The sequence below is a fragment of the Methylomonas sp. MED-D genome (assembly GCF_050276835.1).
Taxonomy (GTDB): domain Bacteria; phylum Pseudomonadota; class Gammaproteobacteria; order Methylococcales; family Methylomonadaceae; genus Methylomonas; species Methylomonas koyamae_A.
Window position 1 is genome coordinate 3135789 of the sequence record NZ_CP189965.1, and the last position, 16723, is coordinate 3152511.

19 protein-coding genes are annotated in these 16723 nt (G+C 57.7%); 8 read left to right on the forward strand and 11 right to left on the reverse strand.

The features are described from left to right. Positions 1-13: 13 nt before the first annotated feature. The 3 genes from ACQE3E_RS13960 to ACQE3E_RS13970 are packed head-to-tail and all read right to left on the reverse strand — an operon-like array spanning position 14 to position 2522. Positions 14-820 carry an ABC transporter permease gene (locus ACQE3E_RS13960; protein WP_313730007.1) on the reverse strand — a complete coding sequence of 269 codons (807 nt, stop codon included), beginning with the start codon at positions 818-820 and terminating at the stop codon, positions 14-16. Then, the gene (locus ACQE3E_RS13965) at positions 817-1560 is read right to left on the reverse strand and encodes an ABC transporter ATP-binding protein (protein ID WP_313730006.1); all 744 of its coding nucleotides are present in this window, start codon (positions 1558-1560) and stop codon (positions 817-819) included. The genes ACQE3E_RS13960 and ACQE3E_RS13965 overlap by 4 nt, the downstream gene beginning before the upstream one ends. Next, entirely contained in the window at positions 1557-2522 is a 966-nt protein-coding gene (locus ACQE3E_RS13970) for a PQQ-dependent catabolism-associated beta-propeller protein (protein WP_313730005.1), read from the reverse strand. Before ACQE3E_RS13970 ends, ACQE3E_RS13965 begins: the two co-directional genes overlap by 4 nt. Before the next feature lie 361 nt (positions 2523-2883). On the opposite strand from ACQE3E_RS13970, the gene ACQE3E_RS13975 reads away from it, so the two are divergent. The 4 genes from ACQE3E_RS13975 (at position 2884) to ACQE3E_RS13990 (ending at position 6415) form a co-directional block, all read left to right on the forward strand. Beyond that, complete coding sequence (locus ACQE3E_RS13975) at positions 2884-3711, forward strand: AlbA family DNA-binding domain-containing protein (protein WP_313730004.1); 828 nt, start codon at positions 2884-2886, stop codon at positions 3709-3711. A 111-nt stretch (positions 3712-3822) separates the two neighbouring features. Then, positions 3823-5139, forward strand: coding sequence for an amino-acid N-acetyltransferase (gene argA, locus ACQE3E_RS13980; RefSeq protein WP_313730003.1), 1317 nt, complete (start codon positions 3823-3825; stop codon positions 5137-5139). Positions 5140-5176: 37 nt separating this feature from the next. Next, positions 5177-5629 (forward strand): GDP-mannose mannosyl hydrolase, encoded by a 453-nt coding sequence (locus ACQE3E_RS13985; RefSeq protein ID WP_427500670.1) that lies wholly within the window; start codon positions 5177-5179, stop codon positions 5627-5629. Next, positions 5630-6415: a phosphodiesterase gene (locus tag ACQE3E_RS13990; protein ID WP_427500671.1), complete on the forward strand. Its 786-nt coding sequence runs from the start codon at positions 5630-5632 to the stop codon at positions 6413-6415. Here the strand turns inward: ACQE3E_RS13990 and ACQE3E_RS13995 are convergent. Further along, positions 6412-6939: an RNA pyrophosphohydrolase gene (locus ACQE3E_RS13995; protein WP_064027864.1), complete on the reverse strand. Its 528-nt coding sequence runs from the start codon at positions 6937-6939 to the stop codon at positions 6412-6414. The two genes, ACQE3E_RS13990 and ACQE3E_RS13995, sit on opposite strands and share 4 nt — an antisense overlap. Before the next feature lie 152 nt (positions 6940-7091). Here ACQE3E_RS13995 and ACQE3E_RS14000 point away from each other — a divergent pair, with 152 nt between their 5' ends. Continuing rightward, a complete protein-coding gene (locus tag ACQE3E_RS14000) occupies positions 7092-7745 on the forward strand; it encodes an HAD family hydrolase (RefSeq protein WP_313730000.1) in 654 nt (217 codons plus the stop codon). A 38-nt stretch (positions 7746-7783) separates the two neighbouring features. Here the strand turns inward: ACQE3E_RS14000 and ACQE3E_RS14005 are convergent, their stop codons facing one another. Further along, positions 7784-8014: a sulfurtransferase TusA family protein gene (locus ACQE3E_RS14005; protein WP_064027868.1), complete on the reverse strand. Its 231-nt coding sequence runs from the start codon at positions 8012-8014 to the stop codon at positions 7784-7786. A gap of 73 nt (positions 8015-8087) precedes the next feature. On the opposite strand from ACQE3E_RS14005, the gene cysG reads away from it, so the two are divergent. Together cysG and ACQE3E_RS14015 are read left to right on the forward strand one after the other, a co-directional pair. Further along, complete coding sequence (gene cysG / locus ACQE3E_RS14010; RefSeq protein WP_313729998.1) at positions 8088-9479, forward strand: siroheme synthase CysG; 1392 nt, start codon at positions 8088-8090, stop codon at positions 9477-9479. 187 nt (positions 9480-9666) lie between these two features. Beyond that, positions 9667-10002: a c-type cytochrome gene (locus ACQE3E_RS14015; RefSeq protein ID WP_064027872.1), complete on the forward strand. Its 336-nt coding sequence runs from the start codon at positions 9667-9669 to the stop codon at positions 10000-10002. A gap of 95 nt (positions 10003-10097) precedes the next feature. Here ACQE3E_RS14015 and ACQE3E_RS14020 read toward each other — a convergent pair whose 3' ends face one another. The 5 genes from ACQE3E_RS14020 to ACQE3E_RS14040 form a co-directional block, all read right to left on the reverse strand. Further along, a complete protein-coding gene (locus ACQE3E_RS14020; protein ID WP_313729997.1) occupies positions 10098-10727 on the reverse strand; it encodes a hypothetical protein in 630 nt (209 codons plus the stop codon). A gap of 116 nt (positions 10728-10843) precedes the next feature. Then, the gene (locus tag ACQE3E_RS14025; RefSeq protein ID WP_313729996.1) at positions 10844-12055 is read right to left on the reverse strand and encodes an argininosuccinate synthase; all 1212 of its coding nucleotides are present in this window, start codon (positions 12053-12055) and stop codon (positions 10844-10846) included. A 35-nt stretch (positions 12056-12090) separates the two neighbouring features. Then, entirely contained in the window at positions 12091-13380 is a 1290-nt protein-coding gene (gene waaA / locus ACQE3E_RS14030; RefSeq protein WP_313729995.1) for a lipid IV(A) 3-deoxy-D-manno-octulosonic acid transferase, read from the reverse strand. Positions 13381-13382: 2 nt separating this feature from the next. Continuing rightward, on the reverse strand, positions 13383-13679 hold the full coding sequence (locus ACQE3E_RS14035) for a hypothetical protein (RefSeq protein ID WP_313729994.1): 297 nt from the start codon (positions 13677-13679) through the stop codon (positions 13383-13385). Continuing rightward, entirely contained in the window at positions 13676-14074 is a 399-nt protein-coding gene (locus tag ACQE3E_RS14040) for a Dabb family protein (protein ID WP_313729993.1), read from the reverse strand. The genes ACQE3E_RS14035 and ACQE3E_RS14040 overlap by 4 nt, the downstream gene beginning before the upstream one ends. A 446-nt stretch (positions 14075-14520) precedes the next feature. Here ACQE3E_RS14040 and ACQE3E_RS14045 point away from each other — a divergent pair, with 446 nt between their 5' ends. Continuing rightward, entirely contained in the window at positions 14521-16101 is a 1581-nt protein-coding gene (locus tag ACQE3E_RS14045; protein WP_313729992.1) for a methyl-accepting chemotaxis protein, read from the forward strand. A gap of 33 nt (positions 16102-16134) precedes the next feature. On the opposite strand, the gene ACQE3E_RS14050 is transcribed toward ACQE3E_RS14045, so the two are convergent. Further along, the gene (locus ACQE3E_RS14050; RefSeq protein WP_281020657.1) at positions 16135-16701 is read right to left on the reverse strand and encodes a thioredoxin family protein; all 567 of its coding nucleotides are present in this window, start codon (positions 16699-16701) and stop codon (positions 16135-16137) included. Positions 16702-16723 lie beyond the last annotated feature (22 nt).

The following is a 16723-nucleotide window of genomic DNA, read 5'->3' on the forward strand; positions in this document are numbered from 1 at the left end:
CTGTTACCGGCCATTAATCCCCGCCACCCTTCCTAACCATCATCCCCTTGCTCGGGTTGTAGCCCAAAATCGCCGCGCCGATGAACAGCAAAAACGCGACGGCGGTGAAGACTAGCGCCAATGGGTTGAACTGCTCATACAGCGCGAAGCGGATCAATTCGACGGCTTGCGAGAACGGGTTGTACTCGGCCAAGGTCGCCAGCAACGGACTGGATTCCTTGATTTTCCAGAGCGGATACAGCGCGGTGGACATGAAGAACAGCGGGAAAATCACGAAATTCATCACCCCGGCGAAGTTTTCCAGTTGCTTGATGAACGACGACAGCAGCAAGCCCAACGCGCCCAGCATCATGCCGCCCAACACCAGCGCCGGCAATATCCACAAATAGCCCGGCAGCGGCGCCTGAATGTCGTACAGCCAGGCGATGCCGAGGAAGGCATAGCACTGCAACACGCCGACCGCGGTGCCGGCGATCAATTTGCTGCACAGCAAGAACCAGCGCGGCAATGGGCAGACCATCAGCATGCGCATGCTGCCCATTTCCCGGTCGTAGACCATCGACAACGAGCTTTGCATGCCGTTGAATAGCAAGATCATGCCTAGCAGGCCGGGGGTGATGTAGACCTCGTACAGGATATAGGTTTCGTAAGGCGGACTGATCGCGATACCCAGCGCGGCACGGAAGCCGGCCGCGAATACGAACAACCACACCAAGGGTCGTACTAGCGCCGAGACGAAACGCTCGCGCTGATGCAGAAAACGCAGCAGTTCGCGGCCGACGATGCCGGCCGTGGCCCGCCAGTAATGCACTATTCTCATGCCGCCCCTCCTTTATCGGATTGGGTAAGCTTCTGAAACACCTGACCGGGATCGGCCCAGCCGGTGTTTTTCAATATCTCGGCAAGCCTGCCATTGGCCTTGATCTGGCCTTTGTGCAATACCACCAAGCTGTCGTCGGCATCGATTTCGTCGATCAAGTGCGTCGCCCACAACACCGCCAGATTTTGCTGTTTGACCAAATCGTGCACATGTTTGACGATGGCTTGCCGGCTGGGCACGTCCAGACCGACGGTCGGTTCGTCCAGCAACAGCAAGCTGGGTTTGTGCAACAAGGCGCGGGCAATCTCGACCCGGCGCTTGTGGCCGCCGTTCAGTTGCCTAACCTTTTCGCCGCGCCGTTCATACATAGCCAAACGCTCCAGCTCTTCCTGGATCCGTTTGTCGGCCTGCTTTTTGCCGATGCCGTGCAGCGCGGCGTGGTAGCGCAGGTTTTGGGTCACCGACAAATCCGGGTCCAGCGTGGTCTGTTGAAATACCACGCCCAGTTTGGCCAAGGCTTGCAGGCTTTGCTGCTTGACGTCGAAACCGCACAGCGCGATGCGCCCTTCCCGAGCATCGTAAAGCCGGGTGATCAACGCGAACAGCGTGCTTTTGCCGGCCCCGTTCGGCCCCAGCAGAATCGTGCATTCGCCGGGCTCGACCTGAAACGCCACATTATCCAGCGCCTTCTTGGCGCCATAGGCAAAGCTCAGGCCATCGATTTGCAGCGCGGCGCTCATGGCTTGACCGCCACGCCCCAGGGATAACGCCCCACCGCGATCGACTTGGTCACCTTATGGTTTTCCAAATCGATGATCGAGATGTCGTTACTGACGCCGTTGGTGGTGTACAAGCGCTTTTGATCCGGCGAGAAGGCCAGATTCCAGACCCGCTGACCGACCAGCAGATACTTCTCCACTTTGTAATTTTGGGCGTCGATCACCGCGACCCGGTTGGCCGGGCCCATCGCCACATAGCCATAGCGGCGCTGCTTGTCGATGGCGATGCCGACCGGTTGCACCAAATCGCTACTCAAGCCCGGCACCTCCAATTTAATGTTCCGGGCGATCTGCTTGGTCGCGGTATCGATAATGGTCAGCGTGCCGGCCATTTCCGAGGTCGCCCAAAGTTGCTGGCTGTCGTCGGTGAACGTTACCGCGCGGGGTCTGGCATCCACCAAGGTGTTGTCCTGGATTTGCCGGTTGGCGGTATCGATCCAGTGCAGCATGTTGGTGGTTTCAGAGGCGCTGATCGTCCATTGGTTGTTCGGACTGACCGCGATGCCCTCCGGCTCGACGCCGACCTTGATCTTGGCCACCGCCTTCTTGCCGGCGATGTCGATGACGGTGACTTCGGCGTCGTCTTCGTTGGACACATACATCAGCTTATCGTCCGGACTCAGCGCGAAGGTTTCCGGGTCTTCGCCGGACGGCAATTTGCCGATTTCCTTCAAGGTGGTGCTGTCCAGCATCCGGATCGTGTTGTCGTCGCTGGTGGCGACGAACAAGGTCTTGGCGTCGTGGCTGATCGCGATACCGCGCGGCCGTTGGCCGACCTTGACGGTTTTCAACAATTTGCCTTCGGCCGGATCGACGACGGCGATGGCATTGTCCTTTTCCAGCGTGACGAACACGGTTTCCGCCTGGACGTTGGCGACGAACAGCACGGCAAATGCCGCGCCGGCGAATTTAATCGATGGCATCGGTAATTCCTTGAAATGAGCTTGAAGAATCGGGCTCAGTGGCGGTATTGGGCATCGGGCGCGCAACGTCGAACCAACGCCGGCCAGCCACCTCGCGGCTGGGAAGTTTAACCCGAAGCCGTCGGGATTACATCCCGAGAACAACAAAGCGCCTTGGCATGTAAGCGAGTCAACGGTGGACAACTTGATGACGCGACCCACGGCTGTTCCGGCTTAGCGATTTCGGTTGACCGGGCGGCGGGCACAAAAAACCGGCGAGCCGACGACGCTAGCAAGTACAATATTCGCAAGCCGCCGCTCGCCGCCGCTTTATCCTAACCGACCGGCGCCTGCCGGCATCAGCCACTGTCCCGACGCTCCCGTGAAACGCTTCCTGCTCCAACTTCTGTATATCTGGAAACAAAAACTGAAAATCTATTTCCTGGCCGGCTGGATCGGCGCGGGCATGGGCATCTTTTTGTTGGCGCCCAGTTACGATTACATCAGTTCGCGCGAGCGCAACGCCGATCCGCTGTCGTCGATCGAATTCGTGCTGGGCCAATTCGGCGAAGTAATGACCGGCCAGATCAATCAAAACAATCTGATTCTGTTCTACGCCGAAATCGGCGCGATCCTGGGTCTGTTATCGTTGGGCTTTTATCAAATGCTGCATAGACGGCTGGTGGACCTGGACGCGCTGAAAGCCGAGTTGGAGAAAGACTTGCCGACCATCATCCGCCAGGGCGAAGGGCCGTTGCTGGAGTTTAAGTCTTCGCTGCGCTGGGACTTGCAGGAACAGCGGGTCAATAAAGCGATGGAAGGCGTGATTCTGAAAACCCTGGCGGGTTTCTTCAACAGCGCGGTCGGCGGTACCTTGCTGATCGGCGTGGCCGACAATGGCGAGATTCTCGGTTTGGCCGAGGACTTCCAGACCTTGAAAAAGCCGGATCAAGACGGATTTGAGCAAACCCTGATGACGGCGGTCTCGACCAACCTGGGCGCAGACCTGTGTCCGTTGATCCATGTGCTGTTTCATAAACTGGCCGACCGCGACGTGTGCCGGGTCATCGTCTCGCCGGCCAGCCGCCCGGTGTTTTTAACCCAAGCCGGTACGCCGAAATTGTTCGTCCGCACCGGCGGCGCCACCCGCGACCTTAACATACAGGAAGCCTTGGAATACGTTGCCGGACGCTGGAAAAGTCAGCGCTGACACTGTGTCGAATCGCGGCTAAAGCCGCTCCCACAAAGCTAGAACCGCCGTGCGCCATTTCCGCGCCGGCCGAGTTACACTATCCAGCCAAATACGTTCTAAGATCCAATCATGCCACAACCGCCCGCCTTCGTTTCCTGGTTCCGCCATTCGTCGCCCTACATCCACGCCCACCGGCGCCGCACCTTCGTGATTTTTTTCGGCGGCAGCGCGGTCGGCGAACCGGAATTCGACAATCTGATCCACGATTTTGCCTTGCTGCGCAGTTTGGGCGTGCGGCTGGTGTTGGTGCACGGCATACGCCAGCAGATCGACGAACGGCTGGCCGAACGCGGCGATACGCCGAAGTTTCATCACCATCTGCGCATCACCGACGCGACCACCTTGCAGTACGTCAAGCAAGCCGCCGGGTTGGTGCGCGTCGAAATCGAAGCCTTGCTGTCGATGGGCGTGTCCGGCTCGCCGATGGCCGGCGCCAAGATTCGGGTCGCGTCGGGCAACTTCGTCACCGCTCGTCCGCTCGGGGTGTTGGACGGCATCGATTATTGCTATACCGGCAAGGTGCGGCGCATCGACAGCGAGGCGATTCACCAGCAGCTCGATCAACACAATGTCGTGCTGATTTCGCCGATCGGTTATTCACCCAGCGGCGAGGTGTTCAATTTATCCGCCGAGGAGGTAGCCACCGAGGTCGCCATTGCCTTACAAGCCGATAAATTGATTCTGTTGACCGAACAAGACTGTTTGTCGCCGGACGAACAACGGCCGCTGCCGCAACTGACGACGGCGCAGGCCGAGGAATTATTGGAAACCACGCCGGATTTCCCGCCGCCGCTAGCCCGCTCTCTACGCGCGGCGGTGCAAAGCTGCCGGCAAGGCGTGCAGCGGGCGCATTTGATCAACCGCCATGTCGATGGCGCCTTGCTGCTGGAGTTGTTTACCCGCGACGGCGTCGGCACCCTGGTCAGTTCGACCGCTTTCGAAACCATTCGGCCGGCGGCGCTGGACGACATTGCCGGCATCATGGAACTGATCAAACCGTTGGAAGCGGAAGGCGTGCTGGTCAAGCGCTCCAGAGAGAAACTGGAAATGCAGATCGGCGATTACGTCGTCATCGAGCGCGACGGCCTAATCATCGGTTGTACCGCCTTCCACACGATGGACGACGGCAACAGCGCCGAAATCGCCTGTCTGGCGGTACACCCGGACTACCGGCGCGGCGCGCGCGGCAACAGCCTACTGGAGTATTTGTTCGCCAAGGCCAAGACCGAAGCCGTCAAACGCTTATTCGTGCGCAGTACCCAAACCGTGCATTGGTTCGTCGAACGCGGCTTTCACCCCTGCGAACTCGGCGATCTGCCGGAAACGATGCGCGACGGCTACAACTACCAGCGCAATTCCAAGTTGCTGGTCAAGGACATCGTATAATCGGACCTTTATCCGGATTAAGATTTAGGGAAATGGCATGCTAGACAAACAAGCATTCTTGAATGTCGTCGATCTGACACCGTTGGTCTCAATCGATTTGGTGATCCGTTCGGAAACGAACGCGATCTTGATGGGCGAACGTCTGAACGAGCCGGCGGCCGGCTATTGGTTCGTGCCCGGCGGCCGGATTTTCAAAAACGAAACCTTGGAACAGGCCTTCCGACGAATTACGCGGGCCGAACTCGGTATCGAGCTGGAGATTGAGCAAGGCCAATTGCTCGGCGGCTTCACGCATCTGTACGACACCAATTTTGCGAAGGCGCCCGGCATCGGCACGCATTACGTGGTGTTGGCCTACCAATTGCGGCTGCCGCTATCGCTGGCGCAACTGCCTAACGCGCAACACTCGGGCTACCGCTGGCTGGGCGAACACGACGACTTGAGCCGGGTTCACGCCAACAGCCTGGCCTATTTCCCTTACTTGCGTTAAATGAGACTAACCAAAGTCCTGCAACTGACCGACCTGCATCTGCGCGCCACGGCCGGTGGGACGATGCTGGGCGTCGATACCGAATTTTATTTCCGGGAAACCTTGAATCGGGCTCTGGCCGCGCACGGGCCATTCGACTTAATCCTGCTGACCGGCGACCTGACCCAAGACCCTTGCCCCGACAGTTACCGGCGTCTGGCCGGCATCCTCGCCGCCTACGACACGCCTTGCCTGTGCCTGCCCGGCAACCACGACGATCCGAATTTGATGCGGCTATGGCTGGCGGGCGGCAGTGTCGATTGCGGGAGGAGGATAGCCTTGCCGGGCTGGCAGATCATCACGCTGAATAGTCGAAAACCCGGCAGTCCGGCCGGCTTTCTGAGTGAATCGGAACTGGCTGAAGCCGCCGAGCTGTTGACGGCCAATCCGGAACCGGCGTTATTGGCGGTCCACCACCACACATTGCCCTGCGGCAGTCCCTGGATGGACCGAATGAAAATCGAGAATGGCGACGCGTTAATCGAATTGACCGCCCGCTTCCTACAAATCAAGGCGGTGACCTGCGGTCACGTACACCAGCTATTCGAAGCGGATCGAGCGGGGGTGAGATGGTTGGGGATGCCGGCGACTTGCTTTCAATTCAAACCGGGCGCCGATAAGTTGGAACTGGACCCGCTGCCGCCGGGTTATCGGATGTTCGAGCTGAGCGACAACGGCGAATTTTCGTCAGATTGCCATCGGCTAGACATCGAGCAACCGAAACTGGAATTGCAGGCCGATTATTAGCCCGCCAGCAAACGGCCGGATAAATAGCCTTCGGCATTGATGCCGACATCGTTGGCCACCAGCAACGCGCCCAACTCGTCCAAGGCCCGCCGATAGACTCGGCGCTTGAAATACACCACATCCTTCATCGGGTACCAATACTCGACCCATTTCCAGTTATCGAATTCTTGCTTGTGGCCGCAATCGAAACGCACCAAGGACTCGTCGCTCATCAATTTCAGGATGAACCAAATCTGCTTTTGTCCTATGCACAACGGTGTCGAGTTCTTGCGGACATAGCGATCCGGCAGCCTGTAACGCAACCAATAGCGGGTTCGCCCCAACAAATGCACATGCTCGGCGCGCAAGCCGGTTTCCTCCCACAACTCCCGATACATCGCGGTTTCCGGGTCTTCGTTGCCGTCGATGCCTCCTTGCGGAAACTGCCAGGAGTTGGCCCCCTTGCGCTTAGCCCAGAACACGCGACCCTCGTCATTGCAAAGGATAATCCCGACATTCGGCCGGTATCCTTTCGAGTCTATCATGTCAAAAAACCTGTATGATTTGCCGCCCGGTTACCGATGGTGAAATGCTAAAATCGGCAACCGGCGATCATGAATTAATGACGCAATTGTTCCATAAATAGGCTGCCGACGCTACCGGCGGCCGTTTTTTTCTTTATCAAGACGGGAAGGCCGTGAGCTTAGCGATATTCGATCTGGACAACACGCTGATCGCCGACGACAGCGATTTCTTGTGGGGACAATTTTTGGTGGACGCCGGCATCGTCGACAAGGACCACTACGAACAAGCCAACCAGAAATTCTACGAAGACTACAAGCACGGCACGCTGGACATCGTCGAGTTTTTGCATTTCTCGCTGGCGCCGCTGGCCTGCCACGAACCGGCCCAGCTCTACCGCTGGCGGGAGGAATTCGTCGAAACGCTGATCAAGCCGATTATGTTGGATGCCGCCCACGCCCTGGTGGAACGGCACCGCGCCGCAGGCGATACCTTGCTGGTGATTACCGCGACCAACCGCTTCGTGACCGAACCTATTGTCAAGCTCTACGGCATCGACAACCTGCTGGCGACGACGCCGGAAATGAAGGACGGCCGCTATACCGGCCGCTTTAACGGTACGCCGTGTTTCCAGCAAGGCAAGGTCACGTTATTGCAACAATGGCTGGCCGAATCAGGCGAATCAATAGTTGGCAGCCACTTTTACAGCGACTCCCACAACGATTTACCGCTATTGAATCTGGTGGAGCGGCCGGTCGCCGTCGACCCAGACCCAAAATTGCGCCTGGCCGCCGAGCAAGCCCATTGGCCCGTCATCAGCTTGCGATAGGCGCCGCACGCCACCGACAAGTTAATATTGAATCGCTCTTATTTTTTCTGTATAAAGAACACCTGTTTATCAACTTCCCTGATGATTTTCAGCGGGATATGCCCGGCTTGATCGATATAGACACCGAAATCCAGATGAGCAGCCGGATCGGTGGCAATCACCTTGACGACCGCGCCACTGTCGATTTCCATAATCGCTTTCTTGAGCCTCAACAGCGGTAACGGACATTGTAATCCGCTGGCATCGACTTCCAGATCAAATTTAATCATAACTCACGCGACTCGCTCGCCGTTTAATTAATAATTACCATAATATCCCACACCACACCGCGAAAATCGAGCCATGGAGTACTTCCCGCTGTTTTTAAACCTGAAGAATCAGCCTTGTCTGGTGGTCGGCGCAGGCGGCGTCGCGGCCCGAAAAATCGAGCTGCTGCGCAAGGCTGGTGCTCGAATCACGGTGGTTGCCGTCGAAATTAGCGCGGATGTCATTGGCATCGGCGACCTCGAATTACACCACAAACCCTTTGCCGCCGCCGACGTGGACGGTGCGCGTCTGGTGATTTCGGCAACCAACGACCGCGCCACCAACGAAGCCGTCGCCAAGGCAGCCAACGCACGCGGAATTCCGGTCAACGTGGTCGACAATCCGGATTTGTGCAGCTTCATTTTCCCGGCCATCGTCGACCGCTCGCCGCTAACGATAGCGATCTCGTCCGGCGGCGTTTCGCCGGTGTTGGCGCGCTTGCTTCGCGCCAAGGTCGAAACCGCCATTCCCGCTGCCTACGGCCGACTGGCGACCTTCGCCGAACGTTTTCGACAAACGGTCAAACAACATTTGCCGGACACCAACCGCCGTCGGATGTTTTGGGAAAGTGTCTTGCAAGGCCCCATCGCCGAACTGGTGTTTGCCGACCGGATCGACGAAGCCGAATCCCGCCTCAACGAAAGCTTGGCCGCCGATTCTACCCAGTCTCCGCGCGGCGAAGTCTATTTGATCGGTGCCGGCCCCGGCGACCCGGACTTATTGACCTTCCGCGCTCTGCGGTTGATGCAACAGGCCGACGTGGTTGTTTACGACCGCTTGGTCTCGACCGAGATTCTGGAAATGGCCCGCCGCGACGCCGACAAAATCTATGTCGGCAAACAGCGCAACAATCACAGCTTGCCGCAGGAAGACATCAACGCCTTGCTCGCGCAACTGGCGTTACAAGGCAAGCGGGTGGCCCGCTTGAAAGGCGGCGATCCGTTTATCTTCGGGCGCGGCGGCGAGGAAATCGAAACCCTGATGCAACAAGGCATCCAGTTCCAAGTGGTTCCGGGTATCACAGCCGCCGCTGGCTGTGCCAGTTATGCCGGCATTCCGCTGACCCACCGCGATCACGCCCAGTCGTGCACCTTCGTCACCGGCCACCTTAAGGACGGGAACATCAATCTGAACTGGCGCCAGCTTGCCACACCAAATCAAACCATCGTCATCTACATGGGTTTGGTCGGCTTGGATGTGATTTGCCGTTCGCTGATAGAACACGGTTGCCCGTCCGATCATCCGATTGCTATCGTCCAACAAGGCACCACCCGTCATCAACGGGTCTTGACCGGCACGTTGAGCGATATGCCCGCGCTAGTAGAAGCGGCTGAATTCAAAGCCCCTACGCTGATTATCGTCGGCAGCGTCGTCACATTGCGGGAAAAATTACAGTGGTTCCATCCGGAAACGGCCCAGCGCGCGTGAAAAAATCCCGAATTCAGCGGAAATTAAGTTTTCGTTGGAAGAATCGCCCCGCAAGCCGACTCGGGACGGCTTTCGCGGTGAAAATTAATTGAATTTTCCAACGAAACTCCCTATCCTTTACCGGCTTGATTTCCCAGGAGCTGTATTGCCAATGCAGTTCTTTTTTTAATCACAACGAGAGAACACAATGAAAAAATCATTCGTTTTTACCGTAGGTGCGGCATTAATCGCTCTGAGCGGTCAAGTAGCGGCTAACGAACAAGAAGAAATCGGTGCAAAAATCTACGAGCGCGCTTTTGGCCGTGGTTGCGGCGCTTGCCACGACATCTCATCCAACCCACAACTGAAAGAACTGATCAAAGCCGGCAAACTGCCTAAAGATCAATTCACGAAAGTGGTAAAAGAAGGCAAAAACGGCATGCCCAAAGCAACTGCGGCGATTATGGAAGTTGGTCCAGTCAAAAAAGCAGGTTACACCGAAGATCAAGCCATCGACGCGATCTACGCCTATCTGAGCAAATAAGTTCAAGCTCCAAGGCGAAAAAAAGCCGCCTCTCCGTTAGGAAGGCGGCTTTTTTGTGTGCCGAGTTTATTGCCTAGTCAGTTTTAGGCGCGCGTTCAGTCCCGACTCAAATAATGACGAGCACTCTGCCGATACGACGGCAAACGCCGACGGCCGCGTAACCAAACGCCAGCCACCGCCGCGATCATCAAGCCACAGGATACGAAGGTTAGATAGACCAAATCCTTGATGTCTTCCAGCTCTTGAACCAATACCTGATTGACGACTAGCGCTTCGCCGGGCTTGGCCGAAGCCGCGTCGCCCGCGCCGGAATACGACGTCAGAATTTTTACGTCGCCCTTCAGATCGCGTATCGTATCCAAGGAATCGGCGACGCTACCGCGCTTGATGTTGTCTTCCAACGAGCGCAATTTGCTCTCGATCGAACCGCTGACCAAGCCGAAAAGCTGGCCTTTCAACGCACTGATTTCGGCCGATAAAGCCGGGTTTTGGGTGGCATAGGCCATCGACACGGCTTGGTTTTTCTGAATTTCGTTCAGCAGATTTTGTCTGGGCAACAAAACAAAACCCAATAAAAAAACCGCTGCCGTCAATGCCGTCACCAGCATTAACAGAAAGCGGTTTGCCTTGATTAGCGCCTGATCCCGGTGAGCACCAGGCAAGTAGACAATAGCGTGCTTGTCGGTATTGGCATCATCCGGATTAATCTCAGGCATATCGCTCATTATTGTTCTAGTGTGCTAATCGGGAAGCTTAGTACCGACCGGGCAAACTTCGCCGTCAGCCTATCCCGACATTATACAAGCTTCGCTAAAAATGTCCTGCATTAAACCGGTTGCACTCAACGCGCCTTTTTCGCCGCGATTCGCATCCGCAATGCATTCAACTTGATAAAGCCTTCGGCGTCTTTTTGGTTGTAAGCGCCGCCGTCTTCTTCGAAGGTGGCAATGTTTTCGTCGAACAGACTGTCGGTTTCCGAAGCACGGCCGACGACGATGACGTTACCTTTATACAGCTTCACGCGCACCTTGCCGTTGACGCGGACTTGCGAGGCGTCGATCATCGTTTGCAGCATCGCCCGCTCGGGACTCCACCAATAGCCGTTGTAAATCAACGACGCATAACGCGGCATCAGTTCATCCTTCAAATGCGCCACTTCCCGGTCCAAGGTCAGCGACTCGATCGCCCGGTGGGCTTTTAACATCACGGTGCCGGCCGGCGTCTCGTAACAGCCGCGCGATTTCATGCCGACGTAACGGTTCTCGACGATGTCCAAGCGGCCTATGCCATTGGCGCCGGCGATTTGATTCAACTTTTCCATCACCTGATGCGGGGTATGCGGAACGTCGTCGATGGCCACGATATCGCCCTGTTTATAGGTTAGCTCGACATACGTCGCCTGATCCGGGGCACTTTCCGGCGACACGGTCCAGCGCCACATATCTTCTTCCGGCTCGGTCCACGGATTTTCCAGAATGCGGCCTTCGTAGGAAATATGCAGCGAGTTGGCATCCATCGAGTAAGGCGAGGTTTTACCCTTTTTCATTTCAACAGAGATCCCGTGGCTCTCGGCATAGGCCAACAGTTTTTGACGGGAGTTCAAATCCCATTCCCGCCACGGCGCGATGATTTTAATGTCCGGGCGCAGCGCGTAGGCACCCAACTCGAAACGAACCTGATCGTTGCCCTTGCCGGTCGCGCCGTGGGAAATCGTATCCGCGCCGGTTTCGTTGGCGATTTCGATCAAACGCTTGGCAATCAGCGGCCGGGCAATCGAGGTGCCGAGCAAATATTCGCCCTCGTAAATCGTGTTGGCGCGGAACATTGGAAACACAAAGTCGCGCGCGAATTCCTCGCGCAAATCGTCGATGTAGATTTCCTTAATGCCGGCCGCTTGCGCTTTCGCCCGCGCCGGCTCCAACTCCTCGCCTTGGCCGATGTCGGCGGTGAACGTGACGACCTCGCATTGATAAACGTCTTGCAACCATCTCAGGATGACCGAGGTATCCAAGCCGCCCGAATAGGCCAACACCACTTTTTTAACTTCCGACATTGCGTTCTTACCTGTGCCCATTGAAAATAGCCGGATTATACCAAAAATCGGCCGGCCGCCGATTCGGCCAGACCGGCGACCAACAACTCGACCAGCCGTTCGGTCGCACCCTGATTGGCTTGCACGAAGTCTCGAGCCCGCTGGGCCATCGCTTGGCCGGACGCGGTATCGCCAGATAAGGCCAACACCGCAGCCCCAAGCGCCTCGGCGTCGGCGCATTGGCGTGCGGCGCCTACCGCCAACATTCGCTCGGCGATTTCCTGGAAATTGAACATCCACGGGCCGAACAGCACCGGCGTGCCGATCGCGGCGGGCTCCAACACGTTATGACCGCCAACCTCGACCAGACTGCCGCCGACGAACGCCGCATCGGCGGCCGCGTACAATAATTTCAATTCGCCCATGCTGTCGCCGATGTAGACGTCGGTTTCGGTCCGGCACGCCAGTCCGGAACTGCGCATCAAGACCCGCAGGCCTTGCGTTTCGCACAGTTTTTGGACCAAGCCGAAGCGTTCCGGGTGGCGCGGCACGATCGTTAACAATAGCGCCGGCATTGCCGCTTTCAGGCGCCGATACTGCGCCAACAGCAGTTCTTCCTCGCCGGTATGCGTGCTGGCGGCTATCCATACCCAACGTCCGGCGAATGCCGACGCTTTCAAGGCGTTACCCGCCGCCAGGGTGTTGGGATCGACGGTGACGTCGAATTTCACGTTGCCGACCACCCGAACTTGGCTGGATCGGGCTCCGATTTCGACGAAGCGTTCGCCATCCTCGTCGGTTTGCACCGCAATCGTCTCGATACAGGCCAACACCGGCCGAATCAGGCTGGGAATTTTCAGATAGGCGCGCGCCGACCGCGCCGACAAGCGGGCATTGACGACAAACAACGGTACCTCGCGAGCACGACACTCGGCAAACAGATTGGGCCAAAGCTCCTTTTCCAGGACTACCGCCAGACTCGGCCGGAACCGCTCGAAGAACCGCGCGACGACCCAGGGTAAGTCGTAGGGCAAATACACGTGCTCAACGCGATCGCCCAATACGGCAACCACCCGAGCTGAACCGGTCGGCGTCGTCGTCGTCACCAAAACCGGAAGTTGGGGAAACTGGCTCAACAAACGCTGGATCAACGGAAACGCCGCTTCGGCTTCGCCGACCGAGACCGCATGAAACCAGATTCCGCCGCCACGGACCGGTCCGCGATAAATACCCAGGCGTTCCCGCCAGCGCAGCCGATAAGCAGGCGCCTTGATTCCCCGCCAATACAGGCGCAGCAAAATCGCCGGTAACAATAAACCGAATAAACACGTATAGATACGACGCATATTTAGGACTGGGGTTGGCTAAGGGTTGCCACGAAAGTCACCGGAGCAGTCACACAATCCGATGTCGGAACGCTGCCAATCGCGGCTAAAGCCGCTCCCACGCCACTGACTTTCATTTGCCGGGGCGATGCAGCGGTTTCATGATCGTCAGGTAAACCACTCGTTTCCCGACTTTTGCGGCGAGGTGCGGTCCGGTTCGCCGAGAAGTTGCGCGGGCTTGCGCCGAACACGCGCGACGCAAGCCGTCGCCGAATCGGCGTGAGCGGCAAAGCGAGGGTTAACTCGTCGGCCAGCGTCATTCGGCAAACTCGTACACCTTGTATTTGTCGACCAAGGGGCGCAATTGCTGTTGCGCGACAGCCTGGTAGTCAGGGTTTTTCAAGAAGGCTTCCAATGCATTGGGATCGGCGAAAGTCGCCGAAACCGCCACGTCGTACCCCTTATCCAGCGCGGTGCTGGCCCGCTCGCGGCGAACTTCCAAAGGCGTTCCTAGCCGATAACTCAGTACGCCGGGGAGATTCTCCAATGGCCGGCTCAGCTCGATATATTGACGGCGCGCCGCCGGATCGCCCGCCTGCTTCAACCACACCAGCGCGACGTGATGAACCGAACCGCCGCTCGGGGCAATTGGGTCCGGCGTCAACATGTGACAAGCACCGAGCACCAGCGGCAATAAGCAATACACTCTAGTCATCGATTTCTCAAAGTTCGGGGCGATCCGCCCAAGGTTTGTCATAACCAGCGGTCTTGAACACCGTTGTTTTAACAATCGCCGAAAAATATCGGGCAAGCGCGCGGACGGCGACGTAAGGCCTCTGCCGCAACGCATAGCGCGCTACTGCATTGCCTTGAAATCCCCATCGCAACGAAATCGGTACGGTCGTCTGGATCTACCCGACGATGGTAGCGGGCCGAACACCGTAGCGTCAAGCCATGCCGCCCCGGCCTCGCCAACGGCCCGCTCAAACGTGACACGGAGCGCCGACGCATCCAGTTTGCGCGAGTTTTCCGCTGTATCGGCGCCCGAGAATTTTTCCGGCACCTCCGGCGACAAGTCTCGAACGAGGGTTATACTAACTCGCGGCATAAGCACCGCTTGTTCGCCGCTTCCACCATAAAAAATAACGATCAGGGATAACGATGAAAAAAAATCTTCCGATTACCCAACGAGAGATCGAGTACAGCACCCAACTCACCATCACCTCGGCCACCGACACCGCCGGCCGGATCGGTTACATCAACCACGATTTTATTAAAATCAGCGGCTTTAGCGGTAGCGAACTACTCGGGGAAAGCCACAACATCGTCCGCCACCCCGACATGCCGCCGGCGGCGTTCGCCGATTTATGGCAAACCATCAAAAGCGGTAAGCCGTGGATGGGCATCGTCAAGAATCGCTGTAAAAACGGCGACCACTACTGGGTAGACGCCTTCGTGACGCCGCGTTTCGACCAAGGTAAGATCATCGGCTACGAATCGGTGCGTGTTAAACCCGATCCCTCGACCGTAGCCCGCGCCAGGGAAATCTACGAAAAAATGAATGCCGGCAAGACCGGTTCGGCCGGCCTTGGCCGACTCACTCTGACAGCGAAGCTGACGATGAGCTACGGCCTGCCCCAGACCGCGCTAGCCGGCATCCTGTACCTTAACGGCCTGGTTAGCCCCGGCGTCGCGGCCGGTCTGGCGGCATCCGCGCTGGCCGTCGGCTACGCCGCCGCCGCTTTGCTTTTGCAACCGTTGAGCGCCGCCGCCGCCGAAGCGCGCAAAGTCATCGACAACCCGCTAACCCAACGCATCTACACCGCCGACGATGGTGAAATCGGTCAACTGCTGTTAGCGATCAAATTGCTGAAAGCCAAATCCCGAACCATCATCCGCCGTTTGATTCAAGCCACGGAACCCTTGGCCGGCAAGGCCGATTCCACCCATCGCGCGGTTAGGCAAGTCAGCACCGCGATGGACCAGCAACTGCGGGAAATCGAACAAATTGCCTCGGCGATCCATCAAATGAGTGCCACGGTTAGCGAAGTAGCCCGTAGCGCCGCCAATGCCGCCGATGCCGCCAACAATGTCAGCCAAAAATCCCAGGCTTCGGTTGCGCGGGTCAACGACACGATAGGCATGATGGAAAGTCTGGCCGGCGCGGTCAATCAAGCCGAAGCGGTGATTCAGGTGCTCTCGACCCATAGCCAGAATATCGGCGGCGTGCTGGACGTGATTCAAGGCATCGCCGAACAAACCAATTTGTTGGCGCTGAACGCCGCGATCGAAGCCGCCCGAGCCGGCGATCAGGGCCGCGGTTTCGCGGTGGTCGCCGACGAAGTACGCACCTTGGCCGGCCGCACTCAAAAATCGACCGAACAAATTCATCGAATGATCAACGATCTGCGCGGCGGCACCGAAAACGCCGTCGCCGAAATGGCCAGGGTTCGAGAAATGGCGGCCGCCGGCTCCGAGCATGGCAAAAACTCCACTAGCCTGCTCCACGAAACGCTGCAATCGGTCGGCTACATCAACGAAATGATCGTGCAGATCGCCAGCGCGGCCGAGCAACAGCACGTGGTCTCCGAGGGCATCGCTCGAACCGTCGAAGCCATCGGCAATTTGTCCCGGCAAACCAGCGAACATGCGACTCAAGCCAGCGAAGCGGCCGGTAGCGTTTCGGAATCCAGCCGCGAACTGGATTTGATGGTCGAACAATTCGACGACCAGCAACACTAAGCCAGCCGCGCTTGCCGGATGAAAATCTCGCGTTCAGTGGTCCTGCTTCCATTTGATGTTGCAGCCGACACTGGGAATTTGCCGGGCCTCGACCGGAAGGCCATTCAACATCGCGTCCAGCGCGGCCCGCAAATCCGCGCCGGTCACCGGCTCGCCGTTTTTCGGTGTCGCCGCGTCCAGCCGGCCGCGATAAACGCAGGCCAAATCGGCGTCGAACAGATAAATGTCCGGCGTGCAAGCCGCTTGATACGCCTTGGCGACTTGCTGGGTCTCGTCGTACAAATAGGCCGCGAACGGGTAGCCCCAGGCCGCCATCAGCTCGCGCATCTTGTCGGGCGCATCGTCCGGATAGGCGACAACGTCGTTGGCGCTGATCGCCAGCGTCGCGACGCCCCGGCTCGCGTAGTCGCCGGCAATCGCGATCAATTGGGCTTTGACGTGCAGCACGTAGGGGCAATGATTGCAGATAAACAGAATCAACGTGCCTTGCTTACCGCGCAGGTCTTGCAAGCGATACGTCTTGCCGGTCACGGTATCCGGCAATTCGAAATCGGGCGCTATCGTGCCCAGCGGCATCATCGTGGATTGGGTGGCGGCCATCGCATGTCCTCTCGGTTACAAA